Here is a 24,818-nt window from a genome sequence, read left to right on the forward strand (position 1 = left end):
GGGTCCAACACTACGCGGGAGCTCTCCGCCCCAGCACGTCGATGACGCCGATCAGCGGCCGAGCAGCTTCTGCAAGGCCGCCATCTCCTCCTCGGAGGGCGCACCCTTCGCACCAGCTCCGCCGCCGAGGCCGAAGCCCGAGCCGGCGGGCGCGTCGGATGCCGCACCGGGCGCCTGTCCGGACGCGATCGCCGCGTTCTCGGCGGCGCGCTTGGCGGGGTTGCCCGAGCGCGAGCCGCCGCCCGACTTCTTCTTGCCCTTCGCGGACTGCCGCTTGCCGCCGCCGTATCCGCCGCCGCCCGGGATCGGGCCCATGCCGGGGATCTGCGGCGTCCCGCCGCGCGCGACGGTCTTCATCATCTTCGCGGCCTGCTCGAAGCGCTGCACGAGCTGGTTGACGTCGGTGACCGTCATGCCGGAGCCCTTCGCGATGCGGAGGCGACGGGAGCCGTTCAGGAGCTTCGGGTTGCGACGCTCGGCCGGAGTCATCGACTGGATGATCGCCTCGGTGCGCACGATCTCGCGCTCGTCGAAGTTCTCGAGCTGCTGCTTCATGCCGCCGGCGCCGGGCAGCATGCCGAGCATCTTCTTGATCGAGCCCGCGCCGCGGAGCTGCTGCATCTGCGCGAGGAAGTCCTCGAGCGTGAACTGCTCGGTCGCGATCTTCTCGGCGACCTTGAGCGCCTCCTCCTCGTCGAAGGCCTGCTGGGCCTGCTCGATGAGGGTGAGGATGTCGCCGAGGTCGAGGATGCGGCTCGCCATGCGGTCGGGGTGGAACGGCTCGAAGTCGTCGAGCGTCTCGCCGGTCGACGCGAAGATGATCGGCCGCCCGGTCACGGATGCCACGGAGAGCGCGGCGCCGCCGCGCGCGTCGCTGTCGAGCTTGGAGAGCACGACGCCCGTGAAGTCGACGCCGTCCTGGAACGCCTTGGCGGTCGTGACGGCGTCCTGGCCGATCATGGCGTCGATGACGAAGAGCACCTCGTCGGGGTTCGTGGCCTTCCGGATGTCGGCGGCCTGCTTCATCATCTCGGCGTCGACGCCGAGGCGGCCCGCGGTGTCGATGATGACGACGTCGTGCTGGGCGCGCGAGGCCTGCGCGACGGCGTCCTTCGCGACCCGCACGGGGTCGCCCACGCCGTTGCCGGGCTCGGGCGCGAAGACGGTGACGCCGGCCTGGTCGCCCACGACCTGGAGCTGGTTCACGGCGTTCGGGCGCTGGAGGTCGGCGGCCACGAGCATGGGCGTGTGGCCGTCCTTCTTGAGCCACTTGGCGAGCTTGCCCGCGAGGGTCGTCTTTCCCGCGCCCTGGAGGCCCGCGAGCATGATGACGGTCGGCGGGTTCTTGGCGAACTGCAGCCGACGCTGCTGGCCGCCGAGGATGCCGACCAGCTCCTCGTTGACGATCTGCACGACCTGCTGGGCGGGGTTCAGCGCCCGGTTGACCTCGTCGCCCAGCGCGCGCTCGCGCACCGTCGCGGTGAAGCCCTTGACGACGTCGAGCGAGACGTCGGCGTCGAGGAGGGCGCGCCGGATCTCGCGGACGGTGCCGTCGACATCGGACGCGGTGAGCTTGCCCTTGGTGCGGAGGTTCTTGAACGTCTCGGTGAGACGGTCGGAGAGGGTGCCGAACGTAGCCATGATGCCGTCAAGTCTAGAGGGCGACTCCGGGGCATCCGCTCAGGGGGTCAGCCCTCGAAGCGGACGTCGACGATCTCGCGCTCGAGGTCGATCGAGGCGACGAGCCGCTCGTCCGTGTCCTCCGGTGCGAGGCCGTACTCGAACTCGGCGAACGCGTCGCCGGGCTCGTCGGCGTCGGGACGCAGGTCGACGCGGAGGAGCGACATCGAGCGGAGCGCGTCGATCTGGCGGTCGCCCGAGTCGCGCCCGATCGCGGCCTCGACCTCCTCGGCCTGCTCGAGCCCGGGGTCGAGGACCGTGGCGAGGAACCGCATCACGGGCGACGAGCTCGAGTCCAGCTGCGTGACGAACGCCGAGCGGAGCTCGTCGTCGACGAGTTCGATCTCCCCGACGAGCGTGGCCGCGACGTCCAGCGCCGTGCGCGCGACGGTGTCGGCGTCGGCGTCGAGGACGACCTCCACGCGCTGGTCGCCGTACTCGACGTCCTCCGACCAGTAGTCGCCGACGAGTCCGAAGTAGTCGTGCTCCATGGACATCCCGCTCTCTCCCCTCTCAGCCGACGAGCTGCTGCGCGAACACGTGCGGCGTGAAGCCCGTCAGGTCGCCGATCCCCTCGCCCTGCCCGATGAGCTTGATCGGCAGCCCGGTCTTCTCCTGCACCGCGATGACGAACCCGCCCTTGGCGGAGCCGTCGAGCTTCGTCAGCACGAGGCCCGTGACGCCGCCGTGCTGGATGAACGCCTCGGCCTGCGCGAGCCCGTTCTGGCCGGTGGTCGCGTCGAGCACGAGCAGGACCTCGCTGATCGGCGCCTGCTTCTCGATGACGCGCCGGATCTTGCCGAGCTCGTCCATGAGCCCGCCCTTGGTGTGCAGGCGGCCTGCGGTGTCGATGATGACCATCTCGGTGCCGGTGCGCTTGGCGTAGTCGACCGTCTGGAAGGCGACGGAGGCCGGGTCCTGGCCCTCGCGCTCCGGGCGCACGACCTGGGCGCCCGCGCGCTCCGCCCACGTCGCGAGCTGGTCGACCGCCGCCGCGCGGAACGTGTCGGCCGCGCCGACGACGACGCTCCGGCCGTAGTTGCCGAGGAACTTCGCGAACTTCCCGATCGTGGTCGTCTTGCCGACGCCGTTGACGCCGACGACGAGCACGACCGCGGGGCGCTCGGTGAGCTTCAGCGTCGGGTCGTACTTGGCGAGCCGCTCCTCGAGGGTCTCGCGGAGCATCCGCTGCACGTCACGAGGGTCGGTGGTCTTGTACCGCTCGACCTGCGCCTTGATCGAATCGACGATCTCCTCGGTCACCGCCGGACCGAAGTCGGCGCGGATGAGCGCGGACTCGAGGTCGTCCCAGGTGTCCTCGTCGATCGTCCTCGCGCCGAACACGTTGCGGAGGGCCGACCCGAGCGACCACGATGCGCGTTCTGCCATGCCTCCCAGCCTACGGGGGCGGATGCCTCCGGCTCGCCGCGCCTGACGACCCGATGCCGCTCGCCCGCGCCCGCGTACCGGCCGCGCGCCCCGACGGCAAGGCCTTGCCCGTCCACGCTTCGCGCGGAAGCATCGGGCTGGGCGGAAGGAGACCACCATGCCCCTCGTCGGATTCCACGCGTCGCACGAGCAGCTCCCGCCGAGCGCGCTCCTGGACGCCGTCGTGCATGCCGAGCAGGCCGGCTTCGACGCCGCCATGTGCAGCGACCACTGGGCGCCGTGGAGCGTCCGCCAGGGGCACTCGGGCTACGCCTGGTCGTGGCTCGGGGCGGCCCTGCAGGCGACCTCGTTCTCGCTCGGCGTCGTGACCGCGCCGGGCCAGCGGTACCACCCGGCCGTCGCAGCGCAGAAGATCGCGACGCTCGGCGAGATGTTCCCCGGTCGGTTCTGGGCGGCGATCGGCAGCGGCGAGGCGGTGAACGAGCACATCACGGGCGAACCGTGGCCCGACAAGGACACGCGCGATCGCCGGCTCGCCGAGACGATCGACGTGATGCGACGGCTCCTCGCCGGCGAGACGGTCACCCATGAGGGCACGGTCAGCGTGCACGAGGCTCGGCTCTGGACGCGGCCGGAGGAGGCGCCGCCGCTCATCGCCGCCGCGGTGAGCACCGAGACCGCGGCCGAGACCGCGGAGTGGGCCGACGGCGTGATCACGGTCGACCAGGAGCGCGACGCGCTCAGGGACTTCATCGACGCGTACCGCGGCGCCGGCGGCCGCGGTCCGATCTGCGTCCAGGTCCACCTCAGCTGGGCGCCGACCGACGACGAGGCGCTCGCCATCGCGCACGACCAGTGGCGTCAGAGCCTCGTTCCGCCGCACCTCGCGTGGGAGCTCGCGACCCCCGAGGCGTTCGACGAGCGGACGGCCGACGCGGACCCGTCGGACGTGGCCGACACGCTCCTCGCAACCTCCGACACCCAGCGCCACCTCGACGCCCTGCTCGAGATCGCCGACCTCGGCGTCGACCGCATCTACCTGCACCATGTCGGGCAGGAGCAGCAGGGGTTCATCGACGCGTTCGGCGCGCACGTGCTGCCCGCGCTTCGCGCCGCGGGCCCGTCGGCCGGCATCGAGGGCTGAGCCGATGCGCGCGACCGACCGAGGCGACCTGTGGTGGAAGACCGCGGTCGTGTACTGCCTCGACGTCGAGACCTACATGGACTGGAACGACGACGGCACGGGCGACTTCGAGGGGCTCGCGAACCGGCTCGACCACCTCGCCGAACTCGGCGTGACCTGCATCTGGCTCATGCCGTTCCAGCCCTCGCCCGACCAGGACGACGGCTACGACATCACCGACTTCCTCGGCGTCGACCCGCGACTCGGATCGCTCGGCGACGTGGTCGCGTTCACGCGTGCGGCGCGGGACCGCGGCATCCGCGTGATCATGGACCTCGTCATGAACCACACGTCCGACCGGCACCCGTGGTTCGTGTCGGCCAAGCGCGGCCGCAACGCCCCCTACCGCGACTTCTACGTGTGGCGCGACGAGATCCCGCCGAACCCGGCCGAAAGCGTCTTCCCGGGCGAGGAGGAGGGCGTGTGGGAGTGGCACGAGGGAACGGGGCAGTACTACCTGCACTCGTTCTACCGGCACCAGCCCGACCTGAACATCGCCAATCCCGAGGTGCGCGACGAGATCGCGAAGACCGTCGGGTTCTGGTTGGAGCTCGGGTTCTCCGGGTTCCGCGTCGACGCGGTGCCCTTCCTCATCGAGCCCCCGGACGGCGTGGACATCGGCGATCCGCACGAGCTCATGCGCGACCTCCGCCGGTACCTGCAGCGGCGCGCCAGCGACTCGATCCTGCTCGGCGAGGTCAACCTGCCGTATGACGAGCAGATCGCGTACTTCGGGGCCGACGGCGATCCGGCCGAGCTCACGCTGCAGTTCGACTTCGAGGCGATGCAGCGGCTGTACCTGTCGCTCGCGAGGCAGGATGCCACGCCGCTCCGCGACACGCTCGCCCGGCGCCCCCAGCTCGAGCCCGAGAAGCAGTGGGCGAACTTCGTGCGCAACCACGACGAGCTCACGCTCGACAAGCTCTCCGACGCCGAGCGCGAGGAGGTCTTCGACGCGTTCGCCCCGGAGGACTGGATGCGCGTGTACGGCCGCGGGATCGTGCGACGGCTGCCCACGATGCTCGAGGGCGATCCGCGCCGCATCCGCATGGCCTACAGCCTGCTCTTCTCGCTCCCCGGCACGCCCGTGCTCTTCTACGGCGAGGAGATCGGCATGGGCGAGAACGGCGAGCAGGAGAAGCGCCAGGCCGTGCGCACGCCCATGCAGTGGACGGGCGGCCGCAACGGCGGCTTCTCCCGGGCGGCGCCCGGGCGGCTCGCGGCCTCACCGCCCTCCGACGGGTACGCCCCGGAGCACGTCAGCGTCCAGGCGCAGATGCACGATCCCGACTCGCTGCTCGCGGTCATCCGCGGCTTCGTGACCAGGTACCGCAGCTCGCCCGAGATCGGCTGGGGCCGGTTCGAGCTGCTCGACGTCGGCGAACCCGCGGTCCTCGCACACCGCATCACCGAGGACCACCTGCGGTTCGTCGCGCTGCACAACTTCGCGCCCCACCCGGTGCGGGTCACCCTCGAACTGGGCGACCTGCCGGAGGACGCGGTGCTCTCCGACCTGTTCGCCGTCGACGCCGACCCGATCGACGATCGCGGCCGGGTCGACGTCGAGCTGGACTCGTACGGGTACCGCTGGTTCCGGGTGCTCGCGCCGGGCGACAGACGGCTCACCTGACCGGATGGCGCGGCCGCCGCATCCGCTCGGCCGCGCTGCTCAGCTCGCCTTCGCGCCGAACTCCTCGCGCACGCGCTGCCCCACGACCGCCGAGACGCCGTCCTGGCGCATCGAGACGCCGTAGAGGGCGTCGGCGATCTCCATCGTCCGCTTCTGGTGCGTGATGACGATGAGCTGGCTCTCCTCGCGCAGCGACTCGAAGGTCGTCAGCAGGCGCCCCAGGTTGGCGTCGTCGAGGGCCGCCTCGACCTCGTCCATGATGTAGAACGGGCTCGGGCGGGCCTTGAAGATCGCCATGAGCAGCGCGACCGCGGCGAGCGAGCGTTCGCCGCCGGAGAGCAGCGAGAGACGCTCGATCTTCTTGCCCGCGGGCTTCACGCTCACCTCGATGCCGGTCGTGAGCAGGTCGTCGGGGTCGGTGAGCGCGATGCGCCCCTCACCACCCGGGAAGAGGATCGGGAAGACCTCGGCGAAGGCCGCGCGCGTGTCCTCGAAGGCGGAGCGGAAGATCGACTCCATGCGCCCGTCGATCTCCTCGATGATCGTCAGCAGGTCCTTCCGGGTGTTCGCGAGGTCGGTGAGCTGCTCTGTGAGGAACTGGTGGCGCTGCTCGAGCGCCGCGAACTCCTCGAGCGCGAGCGGGTTGACGCGGCCGAGCTGGGCGAGCTTGCGCTCGGCCGCCTGCAGTCGCTTCTGCTGCTCGGCGCGCACGAACGGCCGCGGCTCGGCCTCGGCGTCGGCCTCGTCCGGGATCGGCTGGTCGGGCCCGTACTCGGAGACGAGGACCTCCTCGCCGAGCCCGAGCTCGCTCTCGGCACGCTCGACGAGCGAGCCGACGTGGAGCTTCTTCTCGTAGATGCGCAGTTCGAGGCCGTGCACGTCCTCGGTCACGGCCTGCAGGCGTTCGCGGGCGGATGCCTCGGCCCGACGTGCGACCTGGACCTCCTCGTTGCGGCTCGCCCGCTCTGCTTCGGCGGCGGCGAGCGCGACGCGGGCCTCGGCGACCGACCGACCCGCCGCGGCGAGGACCGGCGGAAGCGCGTCGGCGACGCGCGACGCGGCCTCGAGCTGGGCGCGACGGATGACGGCGCGACGCGCGGCCTCCTCGGCGGCGCGGCGTTCGGCCTCGTGCTGGCGCTCCATCGCGACGATGCGCGCCTCCTCGGCGCGGACCCGCTCGCGCGCGGTCTCGAGCCTCAGTCGCGCCTCGACCTCGCCCTCGCGGGCGCGTTCGAGTGCGGCGAGCGCGCCGTCGCGGCGGTCGGCGTCGAGCACGGGTCGCGGTTCGCCGCGTGCGGCCTCGAATTCCTCCTTCGCCGTCGTCGCCGCCTGCTCGGCCTCGGCGATGCGCTCCTCCGCGGTGCGGAGGGCCTCGGCGAGCCGCTCGGTCTCGGCGGCGGCGGCCTCGGCCTGCACGCGGGCCCGGTTCAGGGACTCGGTGCGCTGGGCGAGCTGCGCGTCGAACTCGCGGAGCGCCGCGAGCGCGAGCTTCGACTGCTCCTTGGCGTGCTCGGCGTCGCCGCGCTGCTCGTCGAGGTCGAAGCGAGCGCGCTCGATGTCGGATCGGACCTCGTCGAGCCGGGCCCGGGCTCGATCGCGCTCGGCGATCAGCTCGATGCGGCTCTGCGTGCGGCCCGAGCCGCCGTGCACGACGTAGCGCCCGACGACGGTGCCGTCGCGCGTGATCACGGTCGCCGGCCGGTCGAGCGCGGCGAGCGCGTGCTCGGCAGCGCGGACGGCGTCGAGGTCGTCTGCGACGAGCACCTCGCCGAGGAGGGCGAGGACGCCGGCGGGTGCGGTGACCACGGCGGCGGCGGGGGTGAGCCCGTCGACCGCAGCGCTCCCGGGGCTGCCGGCTCCGGCGCCGGGCTCGGCGATCGTGAGGGCGACGCGCCCGAAGTCGCCCTTGGTCGCGACCTCGACGGCCCGGAGCGCCGCGTCGCGGTCGTCGACGAGCACCGACTCGGCGAGCGGCCCGAGCGCCGCGGCGATCGCGGCCTCGTAGCCGGGCTCGACGCGCAGGTGCTCGGCGAGCAGGCCACGCACGCCCGCGGTGCCGGATGCGGCGAGCGCGGCCGACCCGTCCTTCTGGTCGAGCGCGAGCGAGAGCGCGCCGACGCGCGCCCCGAGGGCGTCGCGTTCGCGTTCGCGGTCGTGGAGCGCCTCGCGCAGCTTCTCGATCTCGGCCTCGGCCTCGAAGACCGCTGCCTGTGCGAGCTCGTACGCCTCGTCCAGGTCGGTCGCGGCGGCGGGATCGGCGTCGGACTCGGCCTCGACCCGTGCGAGGTCGGCGGCGGCGGTCTCCCGGCGCAGCTGCGCCGCATCGAGCGCGTTCCGGTGCCGGAGCACCTCGCCGCGGACCCCTGCGAGCTTCGAGGCGGCCGTGTCGGCGCGGCCCGAGAGCTGGGACGCACGCAGGTCGTACTCGCTGACGCGCGCCGCCTGCGCGGCGATCTCCTCGTCGACGGCGTCGAGCGCGGTCCTGGCATCGCGGGTGGTCGCGGCCGCCTGCTCGAGCGCGGACGCCGCGTCGCCGACGCCGCCGCGGATGCCGTCGAGCTCGCCGCGCGCCGCATCGATGTCGGCGAGCGTCACGGTCGGCGCGGCATCCGTGCCCTCGTCGGCGGCGGAGAGCAGCGCGATGCGCTGGCGCGCCAGCGAGTCGAGCGAGCGGAGCCGGGCCTCGGACTGCTCCAGCGCGAAGCTCACGGCACGGGCCGCGTCGACGTCGTCGCCGCCCTGCGCCTGCTCGAGCCGCTCGATGTGCGCCTGGTGGCGTTCGAGCTCCTGCTGCAGCACGAGACGCTCGGCGTGCCGTTCGTGCTCGGTGCGTCCGGCGGCCTCGAGGGCGCGGCGCAGTTCGACGACCTCGTCGGCCACGAGCCGGGCCTTCGCGTCGCGGACGACCGCGGCGATGCCCGCGGCCTCGCGCGCGACCTCGGCCTGGCGTCCGAGCGGCTTCAGCTGGCGGCGCAGCTCCGCGGCCAGGTCGGTCAGGCGCGTGAGGTTGGCCTGCATCGCGTCGAGCTTGCGGAGCGTCTTCTCCTTGCGGCGGCGGTGCTTCAGGATGCCCGCGGCCTCCTCGATGAACCCGCGACGGTCCTCGGGGCTGGCGTGCAGCACCTGGTCGAGCTGGCCCTGCCCGACGATGACGTGCATCTCACGGCCGAGCCCGGAATCGCTGAGCAGCTCCTGCACGTCGAGCAGGCGGCACTGCTCGCCGTTGATGGCGTACTCGCTGCCGCCGTTGCGGAACAGCGTGCGCGAGATCGTGACCTCGGTGTACTCGATCGGCAGCGCGCCGTCCGAGTTGTCGATGGTCAGGCTCACCTCGGCGCGGCCGAGCGGCCCGCGGGTCGAGGTGCCCGCGAAGATGACGTCCTCCATCTTGCCGCCGCGGAGCGTCTTGGCGCCCTGCTCCCCCATCACCCAGGCGAGCGCGTCGACGACGTTCGACTTGCCGGAGCCGTTCGGGCCGACGATGCACGTGACCCCGGGCTCGAAGGCGAAGGTGGTCGGCTGCGCGAAGGACTTGAAGCCCTTCACGGTGAGGCTCTTGAGGTACATGTCCCCCCGGTGTCGCGGCGTGATGGTGCTGGATGCCTCGGATGAGCGTACCCGAGCGGATGCCGCGGGCCCGGTTCGCTCGCCGCGTTCGGGCGGATCGGGTCGGCCGGGTGCGCCCGGTCCACGGGGCACCGGCTCGGATCGCGGTACCGGGCGGACCGCCGTTTGGCTAGGCTGGCAGGCTGCTCCGAGTCGAGGGAGGACGCATGGGCGCAGAGGTCCGGGAGATCCGGCTGCCGACGGCGGCGGATGCCGCGCCACCCTCCGAACTCGACGCGTACGCCGCGCTGATCCGAGGGCTCGACGTCGAGCGCCTGGGCACCGACGAGCTCGCGCGGCCCGTGGCGGAGTTGCTCCGCGAGTTCGCGGACGACCCGTATCGGGCGCACGTGCCGCTCGGCGCGTTCGACGGCGACGTCCTCATCGGGATCGCCGAACTCGAGTGGGAGCGCGACGACGATGCCCGGACCGCGTACCTCGCGATGCTCGGCGTCGCGCCCGACCGCCGCCGTCAGGACGTCGGCTCGACGCTGCTCGCGCACGCCGAACGGGTCGCGTCCGACGCGGGGCGCCCGACCCTCGTGCTGTCGGCCGACCACGGAGCGGACCACCTGGTACGCCCGGCCGAGGCGCTCCTGCGCGCCCCCCAGGGCGACGCGACGATCCCGGCCGACGACCCGGCCGCGCGGTTCGCCCTGTCGCACGGCTACGCGCTCGGCCAGCTCGACCGGGTCAGCGTGCTCGACGTCGTGGGGCGCGCAGCCGAGTTCGGCTCGCGGCTCGCGGACCTCGGTGCATCCGATCCCTACCGGGTGCGCACCTGGGTCGACCGTGCACCCGACGACCTCCTCGATTCGCTCGCCGTGGCCCACGAGCGCATGTCGGTCGACGCACCGTCGGGCGCCATCGCGTACGAACTCGAGCACTGGGACGCCGACCGGGTCCGCGACGAGGAGCGTCGTGCCCTCGCCAAGGGGCGGACCACGCTCACGGCGGCGGCCGTCGCGCCAGACGGCACCGTCGCGGGCTTCACCGTCCTGTCGCTGCTCGCCGGCTCCCCGGCCGTCGAGCAGTGGGACACCATCGTGCTCGCCGACCACCGCGGCCACCGGCTCGGCATGCGCCTGAAGCTCGAGAACCTCCTCCTGCTCCAGGGAACGGATGCCTCGCGCGAACGCGTCTACACCTGGAACGCCGACGAGAACGAGCACATGCTCGCCATCAACCTCGACCTCGGCTTCCGGCCGTTCGCCCTCGAGTCCGTCTGGCAGCGGCCGTGAACGGCGACGCGCCGGCGGCCGGCGCCGCAGCGACCGACGGTCCGGGCACGCTCCGTCCGATCCTGGCCTCCGATCGCATCGGCATCCCCGAGTCGGCCGACCTCGAGGCGTACGCGGACTTCGCCCGTCGCATCCAGCTCGAGACCGTCGGCACGGACGAGTTCAGCCACTCGGCGGCCGAGCTCGCGGTGCTCGGCGGCAACCCGTACCTCGAGCGACGTCGGTTCGGGATCTTCGACGACGGTCGCCTGGTCGCGGCGGTCGCCGCGTGGTGGGAGCGCGAGCAGGAGGACGCCGCGCCCATGATCACGATGGTCGGCGTCGACCCCGCGTATCGCCGGCGCGGACTCGGCGGTCGCGTGCTCGATGCGATCGAGGCATCCGCTCGCGACGCCGGACGCGAGGCCACGATCATGATCTCGGAGCACCGCACGGACGACGGCTCCGGGGAGCGCCTCCACGCACCGCAGGGCGGTGCGTCCCTGCCCGCCGGGGCGCCGTCGGTCCGATTCGCGCGGTCGCGCGGCTACCGGCTCGGCCAGCTCCTCGTGGCGAGCGCCCTCCCCGTCTCCGGCATCGCCGCACGCGTCCGCGGCCTCGCCGAGCAGGCAGCCCGGTCCGACGGCTACCGCCTCGAGCACTGGCGCGACCACACGCCCGCCGAGCACCTCGACGCGTTCGCCCTCGCCCGCTCGCAGATGGTGGCGGAGGCGCCGAGCGGAGCCGTCGACTTCCCCGACGAGCACTGGGACGCGGCGCGCATCCTCGACGAGGAGGCGCGCGCCGTGGCGGCCGGGCGCACGCACCTGACGGTCGCCGCGATCGCGCCCGGCGGCGAGGTCGCCGGCTTCACCATCCTCACGCTCGCCCCCGGCAAGCGCGGGGCGTACCAGGACGACACGCTGGTCCTCGGCCCGCACCGCGGACACGGCCTCGGCATGCGGATGAAGCTCGCGAACCTGGTCGCGCTGACCGACGCCGCACCAGAGCGGACGGAGGTCTACACCTGGAACGCCGACGAGAACGGGCCCATGCTCGCGATCAACCGCGAACTGGGGTTCCGCCCGCACTCGATCCAGGCGACATGGCAGCGGGGATGACCCGTGCGACCGGCGTCGAGGCGCCCGTCGACGCACCGCTGCGGACGCCGGCGCGCAGCCGCTGGCACCGCGGGCAGCGGTGCGACGATCGGTTCATGAACGCCTCGCGCACGATGGGCGTCCCGCACCGCGGACAGGGACGGCCGGCGCGACCATAGGCGTTCAGCGAGTGGGCGAAGTACCCGGATGCGCCGTTCACGTTGACGTACTGCGCGTCGAAGCTCGTGCCGCCCTCGGCGAGCGCCCGCTGCAGCACCTCGCGCACGGCCGCGAGCAGTTCGCGCGCCCGCCGCCGGCTGAGGCTCGACGCGGGCTGCTCGCCGTGCATGCGGACCGCCCAGAGCGCCTCGTCGGCGTAGATGTTGCCGATGCCCGACACCACGCCCTGGTCGAGCAGCACGCGCTTGATGCCGGTCGCCCGGCGGGCGAGGGCGGCGGCGAACCCGTCGTCGTCGAACGCCGGGTCGAGCGGGTCGCGGGCGATGTGCGCCACCTGCGACGGGATCGATCGCGCCCACGGACCGGTGACGTCGGCCGAGAACCCCGCCACGCGTCCGTCCGAGGTCGGCGCCATGCGATCGATCGCCATCGAACCGAAGATGCGCTGGTCGACGAAGTCGACCCGGAGCTCGCCGTGCTCCGGGTGCTCGAGGTGCAACCGGATCCGCGCATGGCGGTCGTCGCCCGGATGGTCCGGTGTGCGGAGCAGGAGCTGGCCGCTCATCCCGAGGTGCCCCACGAGTGCACCGCCGCCCGCGAGCGGCATCCAGAGGAACTTGCCGCGACGCACCGCGGCTTCGATGCGCTCGCCGGTGAGCAGCGTCTCGAAGTCGCCGGATGCCGCCTCGTGGCGCTTCAGCGAACGGGCGTCGAGCACCTCGACCGCGGCGACGCGTGCGCCGGTGACCGCGGGCGCGAGCCCGGCGCGGACGACCTCGACCTCGGGCAGTTCGGGCACGTCAGCGGTCGTTCAGGGTGGTCCAGGCCTCGAGCGCGGCCGCCATCTCGGCCTGCTTCTTGCTCGAGCCCTCGCCCGATGCCGTCACCAGGCCCGCGACGGTGACGGTCGCGACGAAGTGCTTGCTGTGATCGGGGCCGCTCTCGCTCACGGAGTACGACGGCGCGGTCGCACCGCGGCGGGCGGCGATCTCCTGCAGGCTCGTCTTGGGGTCCATCGCCGCCCCGAACCGGTCGGGGTCGCGCATGAGGGGCGCGATGAGCCGCAGCACGAGGTCGGTCGCGACCTCGCCGCCCCGCGAGAGGTAGACCGCGCCGATGATCGCCTCGACGGTGTCCGCGAGGATCGACGGCTTCTCGGCGCCGCCGGTCATCGTCTCGCCGCGGCCCAGTCGGATGTAGGGCCCCAGGCCGATCGCCCGGGCGACCTCGGCCAGCGCGACGCTCGAGACGAGGCTCGCCCGGCGCTTGGCCAGTTCGCCCTCGTCGAGTTCGGGGTGGTCGGTGAACAGCTTGACGGTCACCGCCTGCCCGAGGATCGAGTCGCCGAGGAACTCCAGACGCTCGTTGGTCGGGATGCCGCCGTTCTCATACGCGAACGACCGGTGCGTGAGTGCGAGGAGCAGGAGATCGGGGTCGAGCTCGACGCGCAGCGTGCGCTGCAGCTCGGCCAGCTCGTCGGCCCCGGTGTCCGTGCGCTCGACGCGCCTCACGACCGGTCGTTCGTCGTTCACGGGCCGACTAGACGTCGGCGACCTTGCGGCCCTTGTACTCGAGGAAGAGCGGGGTGCCCGCCGAGTCCTCGACCACGCGTGCGCGGTGCGGGAGGCTGTAGGTGACCTTGCCGTTCTCGACGGTCTTGACGAGCGTGGGGGCCTCGGCCTTCCACTGCGAACGGCGCGCGTGGGTGTTGGCGCGTGACTTCTTCCGCTTGGGAACAGCCATGACTCTCTCTCAATCTCTCTGCAGGTCGGCGTCGGATGAAGCATCCGCGCCCTCGTCTTCGGAAGCCGTGAACCCTGCGAGCGCAGCCCAACGCGGGTCGTGCTCTACAGGGGTGACGAGTTCCGGATGATCGGCCAGACGCTGTCCGGTCTCTGGGTCGAGACCCGGGCAGTCAGGCCGGCACACCGGCTGGAACGGCAGTGCCAGCACCACCGCATCTCGGATGAGCGGTTCAAGATCCACGTGGTCGTCTTGAACCTCATACTCGAAAGCTTCCCCAGAATGATACGCGAAAAGCTCCTGGAACTCGACTCGGACGGGCAGCGCGATGTCGATGAGGCATCGACCGCACTCGCCTTCGGCCGTCGCGTCGACCTCCGCGCTGGCGAGGATGCCCTCGTGGACGGACTCGAGGCGCACGTCGATCGCGAGGTCGGACCCCTGCCGGATCGACACCAGTCCCTCGCCCAGCGGCTCGGGCGCAGGCACGTCGAACTGCTGCTCGCGCATCTCGCCGGGACGGTTGACGAGGTCGCGCACGCTGATGCGGAATGGGGAATGCTGTACGGCCACGAACGACGATCCTACTCGCCGGGCGGTGCGGGGCGGCCGAACGCGACTCGCGCCGACGGGCGGAGCGACATCGGCAGCAGCACCGCCGCCGCGCGGCGCGCAGCGGGCGCGTCGGCACGGAGCGCGGCGGAGGACGCCTCGAGGTCGGCGGCGAGTGCGACCCGGCGCGCGCGCTCCCGGTCCGTGGAGCCGGCCGGGCCGACGTCGACGGCGCCCGCCGCCGCGTCCCGGCCGCGGACGCGACCGTAGCGTTCGCGCTCGACCGCGTCGCGCACGCGCTCCAGCGCGTCGCGCGCCGCCGGGCGGCCGCCCGGCGGCGACTCCGGGTCGGCGCGGAAGGCCGGCCGGTCGGCGAGCTCGGCGGCGAGCCCGCGCACGGTGCGCCGCGGATCGACCGGGAGCCCGAGGTCGACGGCGGTCGCGAGGAGTTCCCGCCACGCGGCATCCGCCGGGCGGTCTCCGGAGCGGATGGCGCCGCGGCGCACCGAGCGCACGCCGACGCGGATCATCGCCGGCAGGAGGAGGACGAGCGCCACGGCCAGCCCGATGAGGCCGAGTTGCGCGGCCCGCGCCCCGGCCGAGGTGGTGCCGCCGGGACCGCCGAGCGCCCGGTCGGGATCGCCCTCCGGCCGGCCCGTCGCCCCCGGCGTCGCGGCCGGCCCGGTCGGGACCACCCCGGGCGAGGCCTGTCCGGCGTTCGGTCGCGTGTAGTCGGGCACGGTCCCGCGGCCGGGCGTGGGCTCGAACGGCACCCACCCGACGCCCTCGAAGTAGAGCTCGGGCCACGCGTGGAGGTCGTGCGAGTCCACCTCGATCACGACCTGGTCGTCCACCCGCCCGTCGCCCGGAGTCCCGGCGGTGTACCCGATCGAGATGCGCGACGGGATGCCGACCTCGCGGGCGAGCACGGCCATGGTCGACGCGAAGTGCACGCAGTAGCCCGCACCCTGCTCGAGGAACGCGGCGATGGCGTCGAACCCCGCTCCGTCGTAGCCGTCGACCACCGGGGCGCTCTCGGAGTACTCGAAGTCCGAACCGCGGAGGTACGCCTGGATCGCGACGGCCGCGTCGTACCGCGTCGGCGCCGAGGCCGTGACCGCGGCCGCCGTCTCGGCGATGATCGGCGGAACGTCGTCGGGCAGTCGGCGCGTCGCGTCGGCCACCGCGCCGGGTGACGGCACGGGCGCCGAGCGCAGCTGCGCGATATCGGGTTGCACGTCGAGGTGGGTGAGGCGGTACTGCTGCCCGAGCGTCGTCGAGTCGACGCTGCGGACGTTGAGCGTGCCCTGGTCCCAGAACCACGACCCGCTGACGCCGCTGACCTCGGTCGTCGGGTACGGCACCGGAAGCCACGCGGTGCGGACCTGGTCGACCTGCACGGCGATCGGACGGGGCTCGACCAGCACGTCGTCCGCGAGTCCGTCGGGCCCGGGCAGCGTCCCGAGGGTGTTGTCCCCGTCGACCGCACGGTCGGTCGCGGACCACACCTGGCCCTCGAGTCGCTCGATCGTGAGCAGGGTGAAGTACGGTCGCTCGCCCTCGGGCGACACGTACGAGAAGGCGGGCACCGGCTCGGGCCTGCGCAGGTCGCGACCGAGGTCGACGTACGGGCTGACGCCCCTGGCGAAGAGCGTCGCCGGCCCGCCGGTGCCGACCAGGAAGCTGGTGCTCACGCTCGGCGTGGCGGCGGCGATGACCGATGCCGCGACGAGCCCGATCGCGGCGAGGCCGAGCGATGCGCCCATGGTCGACACGATCGGCGCCCGCTTGGGCGCGCTGACGACCGGTGCGTCGTCGCGATCGTCCTCCTGGACGAGCTCCGCGGCGCGCCGCACGCGCACGTCGACGCGGAGCAGCAGCAGGTAGGCCGCCGCGGTGAGCACGAGCGCGGGCACCTCGGCGCCGTCCGCGAGGAACAGTCCCGGAACGAGGACCGGCACCAGCATCGGGATCGCGGCGAGCGCGGGGACGCGCACGGTCTGGACGAGCAGGTCGAGGAGGACGGCGATGAGTCCCACGCCGACGGTGATCGCGAAGACGAGCGCGGGAACCGGGATCGCCGGCACCGACTGCTGCTCGATCGTGCGGCGCGCGCCCTCGGTGAGCTCCCCGAAGACCGCGAACGTCTCGGTCGTCGGGATCACCAGTGCGAGGCTCGTCCCGCCGCCGAAGAGCAGCGTGAGCGCGAGCAGCATGACCACGAGCTCGAGCGGCGGGACCAGCGACGGCGGCGTCCGGACGGCCCGGAGCGCTGCTCCACCGCCGATCACCGCGACCGCGACGACGGCGCCGGCCCACCACCATCCGCTTCCCGCGATCAGCGGCCCGAGCGCCGTCGTCGCCACGAGGAGGAGCAGCAGGCTCACCCCCGACAGCGCGAGCGACTGCGCGCGGGTCAGCGGGTAGCGGTCAGGGCCCACGGCGACCTCCCGAGCGCACCGCCTCGCGGGCGGACCGCCACGCGTCCTGCCAGGCGGCGGGCAGGTCGGCGGCCCGGTGCACGCGGATGACCCGCCAGTCGGCTTCCTCGAGCCGCTCGACGATGCGGGCGGAGACGGCGTCGGCGGCGAACGCGATCGCGGGCTCGACCGAGCTGCGGAGTGCGACGAGCGCCTCGGCGGCATCGCCGGACGGGTCCACGAGCACGGCGATCGCCGGCATCCGCGTGTCGCGACGCACCGACGTCACGGGGGCGGTGGGATGCCGCCGGGCCTCACGCTGCTCGCCGCGCCCGACGTCGCGACGAGCCGGGTCCAACCGGGCGAGGTCCTCGAGCAGCGCGAGGTCTCCGCCCGGGGCGCGGTAGCCGCCCGCCTCCGGCGCGATCGGCTCGATGTGCGCCGCGGGGTCCTCGACCGGGTCGAGTCGCACCCGGAAACCGCGTCCGAGCAGGTGCACGCCGAGCGATGCGGCGAGTTCGACGCCGAGTTCGAACGCCGGGTCGAGGGCGTCGGAGCGGTCGCGCGAGCCCGACGCCGGGTGCGCGACACGCCCCCCGAGGGCCGTGTCGAGGAGGATGCGGAGCTCGGGGTCGCCGCGCTGCTCCTCGTCGCGCACCATCAGCTCGCCGCGACGGGCGGTGGCGGCCCAATGCACCCGCCGGAGCGGGTCGCCGTACCGGTACTCGCGCGCGATGAGCTCGTCGCTGTTCGGCCGCGTGCGGCGCTGCAGCGCGTGCACCGTGCCGTCGACGCTGGCGAGCAGGCCGACCGCCGGCTCGAGGGGCGTGACGCGCGGCGTCACGACGAGGTCCCTGGCGCCGCCCGCCACCCGATCGATGCGCGCGAGTCCGAACGGGTCGGTCACCGCCACGCGGAGCGGCCCCACGTCGAACACCCCGCGCCGAGGCGTCCGCAGCCGGTACTCGAGGCCGACGGTGTCGTCGCCCGAGGGAAGGATCCCCTCGGTGCGCCCGATCGCGGGCAGGATCGCCTCGGGCGGCGGTCGGAGAGCCGGAGAGGCGAGGTCGCGCCAGTGCGCACCGTCGAACGCCCGGCGGCTCCGGTTGTGCACGCGCAGCCGGACGGTCGTCGAGTGCCCGGCGCCGACGACCGGCGGCTCGAAGGTGCGGTGGACGGCGAGTCGCGGCGGACGCGCGGCGAGGAAGCCGAGCGCAGCGATCGGCATGGCGAGGCCGACCGCGGCGAGGAGGAGGATGTCGCGCAGGTCGTACCAGAGCGCGACGCCGAAGAGGATGCCGCCCACGACCATGAGTGCGATCCCTCGCGGGGTCAGGCGCGGACGCGCCTGGTGCCGCACCCGGCCGTCCCGCGCCATCAGGATCACTCCCTCCGCGCGCTGCCGACCGGGACGGGCGTCTCGCCGACGATGCGGCGCACGATCTGGTCGATGAGCGGGCCGCCGTCGTGGTCGTGCCCGCCGACGGCACGGCTGGTCGGCACGAGGCGATGCGCGAGCACGGGCACGGCGAGCGCATCGACGTCGTCGGGCAGCACGAAGTCGCGGCCGTGCATGGCGGCGTGCGCCTTCGCCGCGCGGATCAGCTGGAGGGTCGCCCGGGGGCTCGCTCCGAGCCGGAGCTGGCGGTCCTCGCGCGTCGCCCGCGCGAGGTCGACCGCGTACGCCTTGACGGGCTCCGAGGTGAACACGCGCTGGACCGTCTCGATCATCGCGCGGAGCTCGGCGAGCGAGACGACGGGCTGGAGGCTGTCGAGCGGGCTCGCGGTCTCGCGCTGGGCGAGCATCGCCAGTTCGTCGGCGCTCGCCGGGTACCCCATCGAGATGCGGGCCATGAAGCGGTCGCGCTGCGCCTCGGGAAGCGGGTACGTGCCCTCCATCTCGACCGGGTTCTGCGTGGCGACGACGGTGAACGGCTGATCCAGGTGGTACGTCGTACCGTCGGCCGTGACCTGGCGCTCCTCCATGCACTCGAGCAGCGCCGACTGGGTCTTCGGGCTGGCGCGGTTGATCTCGTCGCCGATCACGATGTTCGCGAACACCGGACCGGGCTTGAACTCGAACCGCCGGGAGACCTGGTCGAAGACGGAGACGCCCGTGACGTCGCTCGGCAGCAGGTCGGGGGTGAACTGGATGCGGCTGACCGTGCAGTCCACGGATCGGGCGAGCGCCTTGGCGAGCATCGTCTTGCCGACGCCCGGCACATCCTCGATGAGCAGGTGCCCCTCGGCCAGGAGCACGGTGAGGGAGGCGGTCACGGCATCGCGCTTGCCGCTGATCACCGTCTCGACGTTGCGGACGATGGCCGCCGCACGATCGCCGACCTCGTCGATCTCCATCGCGCCCGCGAGGCCGACGGCGCCCTCGGTGTCGCTCATGCCCGCATCGCCCCCTGGAGGTACTCGGCCACGGACCGGGGCACGTACGGGGCGACGTCGCCGCCGAGCGCGGAGACCTGCCGCACCAGCGAGCTCGACACGTGCGCGTTCGCCGGGTCGGGCAGGAGGAAGATCGTCTCGACGCCGGCGAGGTGCCGGTTCACGATCGCCATCGGCGTCTCGTAGCCGACGTCGACCTGCGAGCGGATGCCCTTCACCAGCACCGAGGCGCCGACGTCGGTGCAGTAGTCGACGAGCAGGCCCATGCTCCACGACGCGACCACGATGTCGCCGGGGATGCGGGCGTCGGCGATGGACTGCTCGATGAGCGCGACGCGCTGCGCGATCGGCAGCAGCGCCGACTTGTCGGGGTTGTGCACCACGACGACGTGCAGCTGGTCGTACAGGCCGGCGGCCCGCTCGATGACATCGAGGTGTCCGCGCGTGACAGGGTCGAACGATCCGGGGACGACGGCGATCCGCTGCATACGTGCCAGCGTAGTGCGCGTTCGGCGCTCCGGGAGCGGTGCCGGAGAGTCTCAGCCCCTGCTCAGGTACTCGCTCGACTCGTCGTCGAGGCGGCGCCGCACGGCGGCCGCGAGCGCCGGGTGCCGGGCGAGTCCCGGGTCGTCCGCGAGCAGCTCGGCGGCGGCGTCGCGGGCGTCGGCGATGAGGTCGCCGTCGCGCGCGACGCGGAGCAGCTTCAGCGATGAGCGCCCGCCGGACTGCGTCGCGCCGAGCACGTCGCCCTCCTGTCGGAGCTCGAGGTCGACGCGCGCGAGCTCGAATCCGTCGAGCGTCGTGGCGACGGCCTCGAGGCGCTCGCGTGCGACGGTGCCGGCCTCGGCGTGCGAGACGAGCAGGCAGAGGCCGGGCACGCTCCCCCGGCCGACTCGCCCGCGCAGCTGGTGCAACTGCGAGACCCCGAACCGGTCGGCGTCGACGACGACCATCGTGCTCGCGTTCGGCACGTCGACTCCGACCTCGATCACGGTCGTCGCGACGAGCACGTCGAGCTCCTTCGCGGCGAACGCGCGCATCGTGTCGTCCTTGTCGTCGGCCGACATCCGCCCGTGCAGCGGCGCGATGCGCGCGCCGGCGAGCGACGGCAGCGCCCGCAGCTCGGCGAGCACCGAGGCGACGGATGCCGCGGGGCCGGCGCCGGGGGCCGGCTCGCCCTCCGCGGGTTCGGCATCCTCCTCCGCCACCTTCGGCTCGATCGCCGGGCAGACGACGAACCCCTGCCGGCCCTCGGCGAGCTCCTCCGCGAGGCGTTCCCAGACCCTCGCACGCCAGGTCGGGCGCTCGGCGAGCGGCACGAGGTGCGTCTCGATCCCGGCCCGGCCCGCGGGCAGCTGGCGGATGGTGCTCACGTCGAGGTCGCCGAAGACGGTCATCGCGACGGTACGCGGGATCGGCGTGGCGGTGAGCACGAGCACGTGCGGGTGACGTCCCTTCAGCCGGAGCGCCTCGCGCTGCTCGACGCCGAAGCGGTGCTGCTCGTCGACGACGACGAGGCCGAGGTCGGCGAACGTCGTGGTGTCGCCGAGGAGCGCGTGCGTGCCGACCACGATGCGCGACTGCCCGGCGGCGACGCGCAGCGCGGCCTTCCGCCGCTCCGCTGCGGGGAGCTGTCCGGTGACCAGCGTGGGCATGAGCTCGGCCGCCAGCTCGGGGCCGAGCATGCGGGCGATCGAGCGCAGGTGCTGGGCGGCGAGCACCTCGGTCGGCGCGAGGAGCGCCGACTGCCCGCCGGACTCGGCGACCGCGAGCATGGCGCGGAGCGCGACGACCGTCTTGCCCGAGCCCACCTCGCCCTGTACGAGCCGGTTCATGGGTACGGGCTCGGCGAGGTCGGCGAGGATCTCGCCGCCGACCTCGCGCTGGTCGTCGGTGAGCGAGAACGGCAGCGACGCCTCGAACCGTTCGAGCAGGCCGTCCGGGCGGGGTTCGCGGCGCACGGCCTCGTGCGCGCGCGCCGCGGCACGGCGCTCGAGGAGCGCGGTCTGCAGCACGAACGCCTCGGTGAAGCGGAGCGCGCGGCGCGCTGCCTTCCAGTCCTCCTCCCGCTCGGGTCGATGCACGCCTTCGAGCGCGTCGCGGTGCGAACGGATGCCACGGGCCCGCCGCACCGGCTCGGGGATGGGGTCGTCGACGGGACCGAGCCCGTCGAGGAGGACGCCGATCGAGGTCTGCAGCTGCCAGCTGGAGAGCGAGCCGGTGGCCGGGTAGATCGGGATCGGCGCCGTCGCCCAGCGCACGGCCGCGGCATCCGCCCCGCTCGTCGGTACCGCCTCGTCGAACAGCTGGTAGTCGGGGTGCGCGAGCTGGCGGGCACCCCGGTAGTCGGACACCTTGCCGGCGAACATGCCCCGTGCGCCGGGCTTGAGTTCGCGCGAACGCCACGCCTGGTTGAAGAACGTGAGGGTGAGGATGCCGGTGCCGTCGGAGATCTTGGCCTCGAGGATCGAGCCGCGACGCGACCGCATCGTGCGCTCTCGCACCTCGAGCACCTCGGCCACGATCGTGACGTTCTCGTCGAGCGGGAGCTCGGCGAGGGCCGTCAGCTCGCCGCGCGCGGCGTAGCGACGCGGATAGTGCGCGAGCAGGTCGCCGACGGTCGTGTACCCGAACGCGCGCTGCAGCGCCTGCGCGGTACGACCGCCGAGCGCGCCGGTGAGGCGGCTGTCGAGGGTCAGCGCTCCCTCCGCCACGCGATCGGCCGTCATGGCTCGATCGTAGGCTCCGCCTCCGTCGGTGCGGGCGCGAGGGCCTCGAGCTCCGCACGCACGTAGGGGTCGTCGGGGCGCGCGAGCGCGAGTTCGCGCTGGATCTCGAGCGCCTCGTCGGTGCGGCCGAGCGTGCGCAGCGCGCGCCCGACGGACCAGCGCGCCACGTGCTGCTGCCCGGCCGTCCCGTAGCGGTCGGCGGCGTCGACGGCCTTCCGGAAGTGGTGGAGCGCAGCCTGCGCGTCGCCGCCGTCGTGCTTGGTCCATCCGAGGTTGTTGTGGAGGGCCACGCCCCACCGCTTGAGGCGAGGGTCGCGGACGCCCTCGAGGATGTCGAAGCCCTCGGCGGCCCACTCCTCCTCGTGTCCGGCGTCGTTCAGCGCGAGCATGTGCAGGGCGTCGAGCACGAGGAACGTCGAGCCGCCGAGCGCGCCCTCGCGGACGGCGCGCGTGAACTCGGGCACGGCCTCGTCGACGCGCTCGCCGGCCGCGGCCATGCGACCCCGCTCGAGCGCGATGCGCGCGCGCAGCTCCGCGGCCTCCTCGTCGGAATCGCCCGCGTCGGCCGACTCGACCTCGGCGAGCACCGCGAGCGCCTCGTCCTCGCGCTGCTGGATCCCCATGGCGCGGGCCAGCTGCGTGGCCATGACCGCGCGACCGTGGGCGGTCAGCGTCTCGTCGGCCGCGGCGGCGCGGAAGCGCTCCTCGCTCGCCGCGGGATCGGCGAAGTCCCAGATCCGGTCGATGGCGAGCTGCTCCTGCGCCCGGTGGTGCGACGGATCGGCGTGCAGGGCGTCGGTCGAATCATCCACCAGACCATCATGGCAGCGCCCGGGGAGGGGCCGTTATGCTCCCGAGACATGACGCGCATCATCGCCGGCTTCGCCGGTTCGCTCACCCTCGCCGTGCCCCGCTCGGGCACGCGTCCGACGAGCGATCGCGTGCGCGAGGCGATCTTCTCCGCGCTCGAGGCACGCGATGCCGTGGACGGCGCGGCGGTGCTCGACCTGTACGCCGGTTCGGGCGCGCTCGGGCTCGAGGCCGCCAGCCGCGGCGCCGCCGAGGTCGTCCTGGTCGAGAAGGCGCGACCCGCCGCGGAGGTCTGCCGCCGCAACGTCGCGGCGCTCGCGAGGGCCGCGCGCGGAGTGCGACCCCCGCGCATCCGCGTGGAGGCGCGGAGCGTCGCGTCGTACCTCGAGTCGGCGGCCGGGGGCGTCGACCTGGCCTTCATCGACCCGCCGTACGACCTCGGCGAGGTCGAGCTGGCTCGCGACCTGTCGCTGCTCGCCCCGCTCCTGGCCGACGCGGCGACGGTCGTCGTCGAACGCAGCAGCCGCTCCCCCGAGCCCGCCTGGCCCGACGGCATCGAGCCGGAGCGCCGCCGCGACTACGGCGAGACGACGCTGTGGTGGGCCGCAGCGACCGGGCCGGATCAGCCGGCGCCGCCGTCCCAGCCCGAGTAGGGGTCCCATCCGCTGGTGTCGACGGGCTCGCCGTCGAGCGTGAGCCGCCCGGCGTCGGCGTTCACGACGCCCACGACCTCGAACGGCTCGGGAGGCACCGCACCCGCGGGGAACGTCGCGAGCAGGCCGTGATCCTCGGCGCCGGCGAGCGCCGTCAGCGGATCCGGGCCGAGCGCATCGGCGTGGAAGTCGAGCCCGACCCCGCTCGCCTCGGCGAGGCGCCGTGCGTCGCGTGCGAGCCCGTCGCTCACGTCGAGCATCGCCGTCGCCCCGGCGGTCGCCGCCGTGACGCCGGCCGAGACCGGCGGCGAGGGCGCGAGCTGCGCTCCGACGAGCCGCGGATGCCTCGCCCGGGCCGCGTCGGCGAGGCCGGCGTCGGGCTCGCCGTCGGCGTCGCGTGCCTCGGCGAAGAGCAGCTTGAGCCCGCGCGCCGCGTCGCCGCGCGCTCCGGCGTGCGCGAGGACGTCGCCCGGCCGGGCCCCGGAGCGCAGCACCGGAGCGCGCCCCTCGAGGTCGCCGAACGCGGTCACCGCGATCGTGAGCACGGATGACGCTGACAGGTCGCCGCCGACCACCCCGGCACCCGGTGCGAGCTCGGCGAGCGCGTCGCGCAGCCCGTCGGCGATGCCCTCGAGCAACCCGACGTGCGTCGTGGGCGGCGCGGCGATCGAGACGACGAGCGCCGTCGGGCGCGCCCCCATCGCGGCGACGTCGGTGAGGTTGGTCGCCGCCGCCTTCCAGCCGAGATCGTGCGGGCGCGACCATGCGAGACGGAAGTCCGGCCCGTGCACCATGAGGTCGGTCGTGACGACGAACCGCCCGTCCGCGGCGGCCACGACCGCCGCGTCGTCGCCCGCGCCGAGGAGCGCGGCGTCGCCGGGTTCCAGGCGCGGCAGGATGCGGGCGAGCACCGCCGTCTCGCCAAGCTCCCCGATCGTCGGAGAGGGCTCGAGTGCAGGCTGCTCCATGGCTCCCACGGTAGCCTGATCGACGATGCCAGTTCCCCCGTCAGGCCGCCCCCGGCGCCGCAGTGCGCGCCTCGCCGCGGCCGCGCTCGTCGCCGCGTCGGCCGTGCCGCTCCTCGCCGCCTGCACCCAACCGGTCCCCTTCGATGCGGCACCCGATGCCGCGGACGCCGACTGCGCGTCGGTCGTCGTCCGCCTCCCCGACCGGGTCGCCGGGCTCGACGCCCGCGAGACCACCGCGCAGGGCACGGGCGCCTGGGGCTCGCCGGCGTCGGTGCTGCTCCGATGCGGGGTCGAGCCGCCCGGGCCGACGACCCTGCGCTGCGTGAGCGTCGACGACGTCGACTGGATCATCGACGAGTCCGACGCGCCGACCTACCGCTTCGTGACCTACGGGCGCACGCCCGCCGTCGAGGTCGTCGTCGACAACGACACGGTCGCCGGTTCCACGGCCATCGCCGACCTCTCGGGTGCGGTCGCGGCGATCCCCGCCGACGGTGCGTGCACCGACCTCGAGGACCTCGCGCCCGCGACCGACGGGGCGGCCGACGCCGGCTGACC

Annotated in this window: 21 protein-coding genes; 6 read left to right on the forward strand and 15 right to left on the reverse strand. The window is 73.6% G+C overall.

Features of this window, described 5'->3' with window-relative positions; translation table 11 throughout:
- Positions 1-51: 51 nt before the first annotated feature.
- Genes ffh through ftsY form a run of 3 tightly spaced genes read right to left on the reverse strand, consistent with a single transcriptional unit; the run spans position 52 to position 3,069 of the window.
- Entirely contained in the window at positions 52-1,641 is a 1,590-nt protein-coding gene (ffh, locus tag ACFVHK_RS12560) for a signal recognition particle protein (RefSeq protein ID WP_376929081.1), read from the reverse strand.
- A gap of 47 nt (positions 1,642-1,688) precedes the next feature.
- The gene (locus ACFVHK_RS12565; protein WP_376929082.1) at positions 1,689-2,177 is read right to left on the reverse strand and encodes a hypothetical protein; all 489 of its coding nucleotides are present in this window, start codon (positions 2,175-2,177) and stop codon (positions 1,689-1,691) included.
- A gap of 16 nt (positions 2,178-2,193) precedes the next feature.
- Complete coding sequence (gene ftsY, locus ACFVHK_RS12570) at positions 2,194-3,069, reverse strand: signal recognition particle-docking protein FtsY (protein WP_129234599.1); 876 nt, start codon at positions 3,067-3,069, stop codon at positions 2,194-2,196.
- Positions 3,070-3,226: 157 nt separating this feature from the next.
- On the opposite strand from ftsY, the gene ACFVHK_RS12575 reads away from it, so the two are divergent.
- Positions 3,227-4,213 (forward strand): TIGR03885 family FMN-dependent LLM class oxidoreductase, encoded by a 987-nt coding sequence (locus ACFVHK_RS12575; protein WP_129234600.1) that lies wholly within the window; start codon positions 3,227-3,229, stop codon positions 4,211-4,213.
- A 4-nt stretch (positions 4,214-4,217) separates the two neighbouring features.
- A complete protein-coding gene (locus ACFVHK_RS12580) occupies positions 4,218-5,882 on the forward strand; it encodes an alpha-amylase family protein (RefSeq protein WP_376929083.1) in 1,665 nt (554 codons plus the stop codon).
- A gap of 39 nt (positions 5,883-5,921) precedes the next feature.
- Here ACFVHK_RS12580 and smc read toward each other — a convergent pair whose 3' ends face one another.
- On the reverse strand, positions 5,922-9,449 hold the full coding sequence (gene smc, locus ACFVHK_RS12585; protein ID WP_376929084.1) for a chromosome segregation protein SMC: 3,528 nt from the start codon (positions 9,447-9,449) through the stop codon (positions 5,922-5,924).
- A 206-nt stretch (positions 9,450-9,655) separates the two neighbouring features.
- Here smc and ACFVHK_RS12590 point away from each other — a divergent pair, with 206 nt between their 5' ends.
- Complete coding sequence (locus ACFVHK_RS12590) at positions 9,656-10,729, forward strand: GNAT family N-acetyltransferase (protein WP_376929085.1); 1,074 nt, start codon at positions 9,656-9,658, stop codon at positions 10,727-10,729.
- Positions 10,726-11,829, forward strand: a complete 1,104-nt coding sequence (locus tag ACFVHK_RS12595) for a GNAT family N-acetyltransferase (RefSeq protein WP_376929086.1) — start codon at positions 10,726-10,728, stop codon at positions 11,827-11,829. Before ACFVHK_RS12590 ends, ACFVHK_RS12595 begins: the two co-directional genes overlap by 4 nt.
- On the opposite strand, the gene mutM is transcribed toward ACFVHK_RS12595, so the two are convergent.
- The 10 genes from mutM to ACFVHK_RS12645 all read right to left on the reverse strand — a co-directional run bounded on the left by mutM (position 11,771) and on the right by ACFVHK_RS12645 (position 22,641).
- The gene (gene mutM / locus ACFVHK_RS12600) at positions 11,771-12,787 is read right to left on the reverse strand and encodes a bifunctional DNA-formamidopyrimidine glycosylase/DNA-(apurinic or apyrimidinic site) lyase (protein ID WP_376929087.1); all 1,017 of its coding nucleotides are present in this window, start codon (positions 12,785-12,787) and stop codon (positions 11,771-11,773) included. The genes ACFVHK_RS12595 and mutM overlap by 59 nt on opposite strands.
- 1 nt (position 12,788) lies before the next feature.
- Positions 12,789-13,460, reverse strand: coding sequence for a ribonuclease III (rnc, locus tag ACFVHK_RS12605; RefSeq protein ID WP_242492395.1), 672 nt, complete (start codon positions 13,458-13,460; stop codon positions 12,789-12,791).
- Positions 13,461-13,527: 67 nt separating this feature from the next.
- Positions 13,528-13,731, reverse strand: coding sequence for a 50S ribosomal protein L32 (gene rpmF, locus ACFVHK_RS12610; RefSeq protein WP_092669520.1), 204 nt, complete (start codon positions 13,729-13,731; stop codon positions 13,528-13,530).
- A 9-nt stretch (positions 13,732-13,740) separates the two neighbouring features.
- Positions 13,741-14,304: a YceD family protein gene (locus tag ACFVHK_RS12615; RefSeq protein ID WP_242492394.1), complete on the reverse strand. Its 564-nt coding sequence runs from the start codon at positions 14,302-14,304 to the stop codon at positions 13,741-13,743.
- A gap of 11 nt (positions 14,305-14,315) precedes the next feature.
- Complete coding sequence (locus ACFVHK_RS12620) at positions 14,316-16,724, reverse strand: transglutaminaseTgpA domain-containing protein (RefSeq protein ID WP_376929088.1); 2,409 nt, start codon at positions 16,722-16,724, stop codon at positions 14,316-14,318.
- A complete protein-coding gene (locus ACFVHK_RS12625; protein WP_376929089.1) occupies positions 16,714-18,081 on the reverse strand; it encodes a DUF58 domain-containing protein in 1,368 nt (455 codons plus the stop codon). Before ACFVHK_RS12625 ends, ACFVHK_RS12620 begins: the two co-directional genes overlap by 11 nt.
- A 5-nt stretch (positions 18,082-18,086) precedes the next feature.
- Positions 18,087-19,061: an AAA family ATPase gene (locus ACFVHK_RS12630; protein WP_376929127.1), complete on the reverse strand. Its 975-nt coding sequence runs from the start codon at positions 19,059-19,061 to the stop codon at positions 18,087-18,089.
- 35 nt (positions 19,062-19,096) lie between these two features.
- A complete protein-coding gene (gene coaD / locus ACFVHK_RS12635; RefSeq protein ID WP_376929090.1) occupies positions 19,097-19,588 on the reverse strand; it encodes a pantetheine-phosphate adenylyltransferase in 492 nt (163 codons plus the stop codon).
- 51 nt (positions 19,589-19,639) lie between these two features.
- Positions 19,640-21,829 (reverse strand): ATP-dependent DNA helicase RecG, encoded by a 2,190-nt coding sequence (locus ACFVHK_RS12640; RefSeq protein ID WP_376929091.1) that lies wholly within the window; start codon positions 21,827-21,829, stop codon positions 19,640-19,642.
- On the reverse strand, positions 21,826-22,641 hold the full coding sequence (locus tag ACFVHK_RS12645) for a hypothetical protein (RefSeq protein ID WP_376929092.1): 816 nt from the start codon (positions 22,639-22,641) through the stop codon (positions 21,826-21,828). The genes ACFVHK_RS12640 and ACFVHK_RS12645 overlap by 4 nt, the downstream gene beginning before the upstream one ends.
- A gap of 48 nt (positions 22,642-22,689) precedes the next feature.
- Here ACFVHK_RS12645 and rsmD point away from each other — a divergent pair, with 48 nt between their 5' ends.
- Positions 22,690-23,292: a 16S rRNA (guanine(966)-N(2))-methyltransferase RsmD gene (gene rsmD / locus ACFVHK_RS12650; RefSeq protein ID WP_376929093.1), complete on the forward strand. Its 603-nt coding sequence runs from the start codon at positions 22,690-22,692 to the stop codon at positions 23,290-23,292.
- Here rsmD and thiL read toward each other — a convergent pair.
- Positions 23,262-24,260 carry a thiamine-phosphate kinase gene (thiL, locus tag ACFVHK_RS12655; RefSeq protein WP_376929094.1) on the reverse strand — a complete coding sequence of 333 codons (999 nt, stop codon included), beginning with the start codon at positions 24,258-24,260 and terminating at the stop codon, positions 23,262-23,264. The genes rsmD and thiL overlap by 31 nt on opposite strands.
- 25 nt (positions 24,261-24,285) lie before the next feature.
- On the opposite strand from thiL, the gene ACFVHK_RS12660 reads away from it, so the two are divergent.
- Positions 24,286-24,816, forward strand: coding sequence for a DUF3515 family protein (locus ACFVHK_RS12660; RefSeq protein WP_376929095.1), 531 nt, complete (start codon positions 24,286-24,288; stop codon positions 24,814-24,816).
- Positions 24,817-24,818: the final 2 nt, after the last annotated feature.

This window comes from Agromyces binzhouensis, assembly GCF_042672355.1.
Lineage (GTDB): Bacteria > Actinomycetota > Actinomycetes > Actinomycetales > Microbacteriaceae > Agromyces > Agromyces binzhouensis.

What these genes read in the sequence shown, in the direction of transcription:
- rpmF (WP_092669520.1), bottom strand. Translation starts at nt 13,731, where the DNA reads ATGGCTGTTCCCAAGCGGAAGAAGTCACGCGCCAACACCCACGCGCGC.
- coaD (WP_376929090.1), bottom strand. Translation starts at nt 19,588, where the DNA reads ATGCAGCGGATCGCCGTCGTCCCCGGATCGTTCGACCCTGTCACGCGC.
- ACFVHK_RS12565 (WP_376929082.1), bottom strand. Translation starts at nt 2,177, where the DNA reads ATGTCCATGGAGCACGACTACTTCGGACTCGTCGGCGACTACTGGTCG.
- ftsY (WP_129234599.1), bottom strand. Translation starts at nt 3,069, where the DNA reads ATGGCAGAACGCGCATCGTGGTCGCTCGGGTCGGCCCTCCGCAACGTG.
- rsmD (WP_376929093.1), top strand. Translation starts at nt 22,690, where the DNA reads ATGACGCGCATCATCGCCGGCTTCGCCGGTTCGCTCACCCTCGCCGTG.
- ACFVHK_RS12660 (WP_376929095.1), top strand. Translation starts at nt 24,286, where the DNA reads ATGCCAGTTCCCCCGTCAGGCCGCCCCCGGCGCCGCAGTGCGCGCCTC.
- ffh (WP_376929081.1), bottom strand. Translation starts at nt 1,641, where the DNA reads ATGGCTACGTTCGGCACCCTCTCCGACCGTCTCACCGAGACGTTCAAG.
- ACFVHK_RS12590 (WP_376929085.1), top strand. Translation starts at nt 9,656, where the DNA reads ATGGGCGCAGAGGTCCGGGAGATCCGGCTGCCGACGGCGGCGGATGCC.
- ACFVHK_RS12580 (WP_376929083.1), top strand. Translation starts at nt 4,218, where the DNA reads ATGCGCGCGACCGACCGAGGCGACCTGTGGTGGAAGACCGCGGTCGTG.
- thiL (WP_376929094.1), bottom strand. Translation starts at nt 24,260, where the DNA reads ATGGAGCAGCCTGCACTCGAGCCCTCTCCGACGATCGGGGAGCTTGGC.
- ACFVHK_RS12640 (WP_376929091.1), bottom strand. Translation starts at nt 21,829, where the DNA reads ATGACGGCCGATCGCGTGGCGGAGGGAGCGCTGACCCTCGACAGCCGC.
- ACFVHK_RS12630 (WP_376929127.1), bottom strand. Translation starts at nt 19,061, where the DNA reads ATGGAGATCGACGAGGTCGGCGATCGTGCGGCGGCCATCGTCCGCAAC.
- ACFVHK_RS12625 (WP_376929089.1), bottom strand. Translation starts at nt 18,081, where the DNA reads ATGGCGCGGGACGGCCGGGTGCGGCACCAGGCGCGTCCGCGCCTGACC.
- smc (WP_376929084.1), bottom strand. Translation starts at nt 9,449, where the DNA reads ATGTACCTCAAGAGCCTCACCGTGAAGGGCTTCAAGTCCTTCGCGCAG.
- ACFVHK_RS12575 (WP_129234600.1), top strand. Translation starts at nt 3,227, where the DNA reads ATGCCCCTCGTCGGATTCCACGCGTCGCACGAGCAGCTCCCGCCGAGC.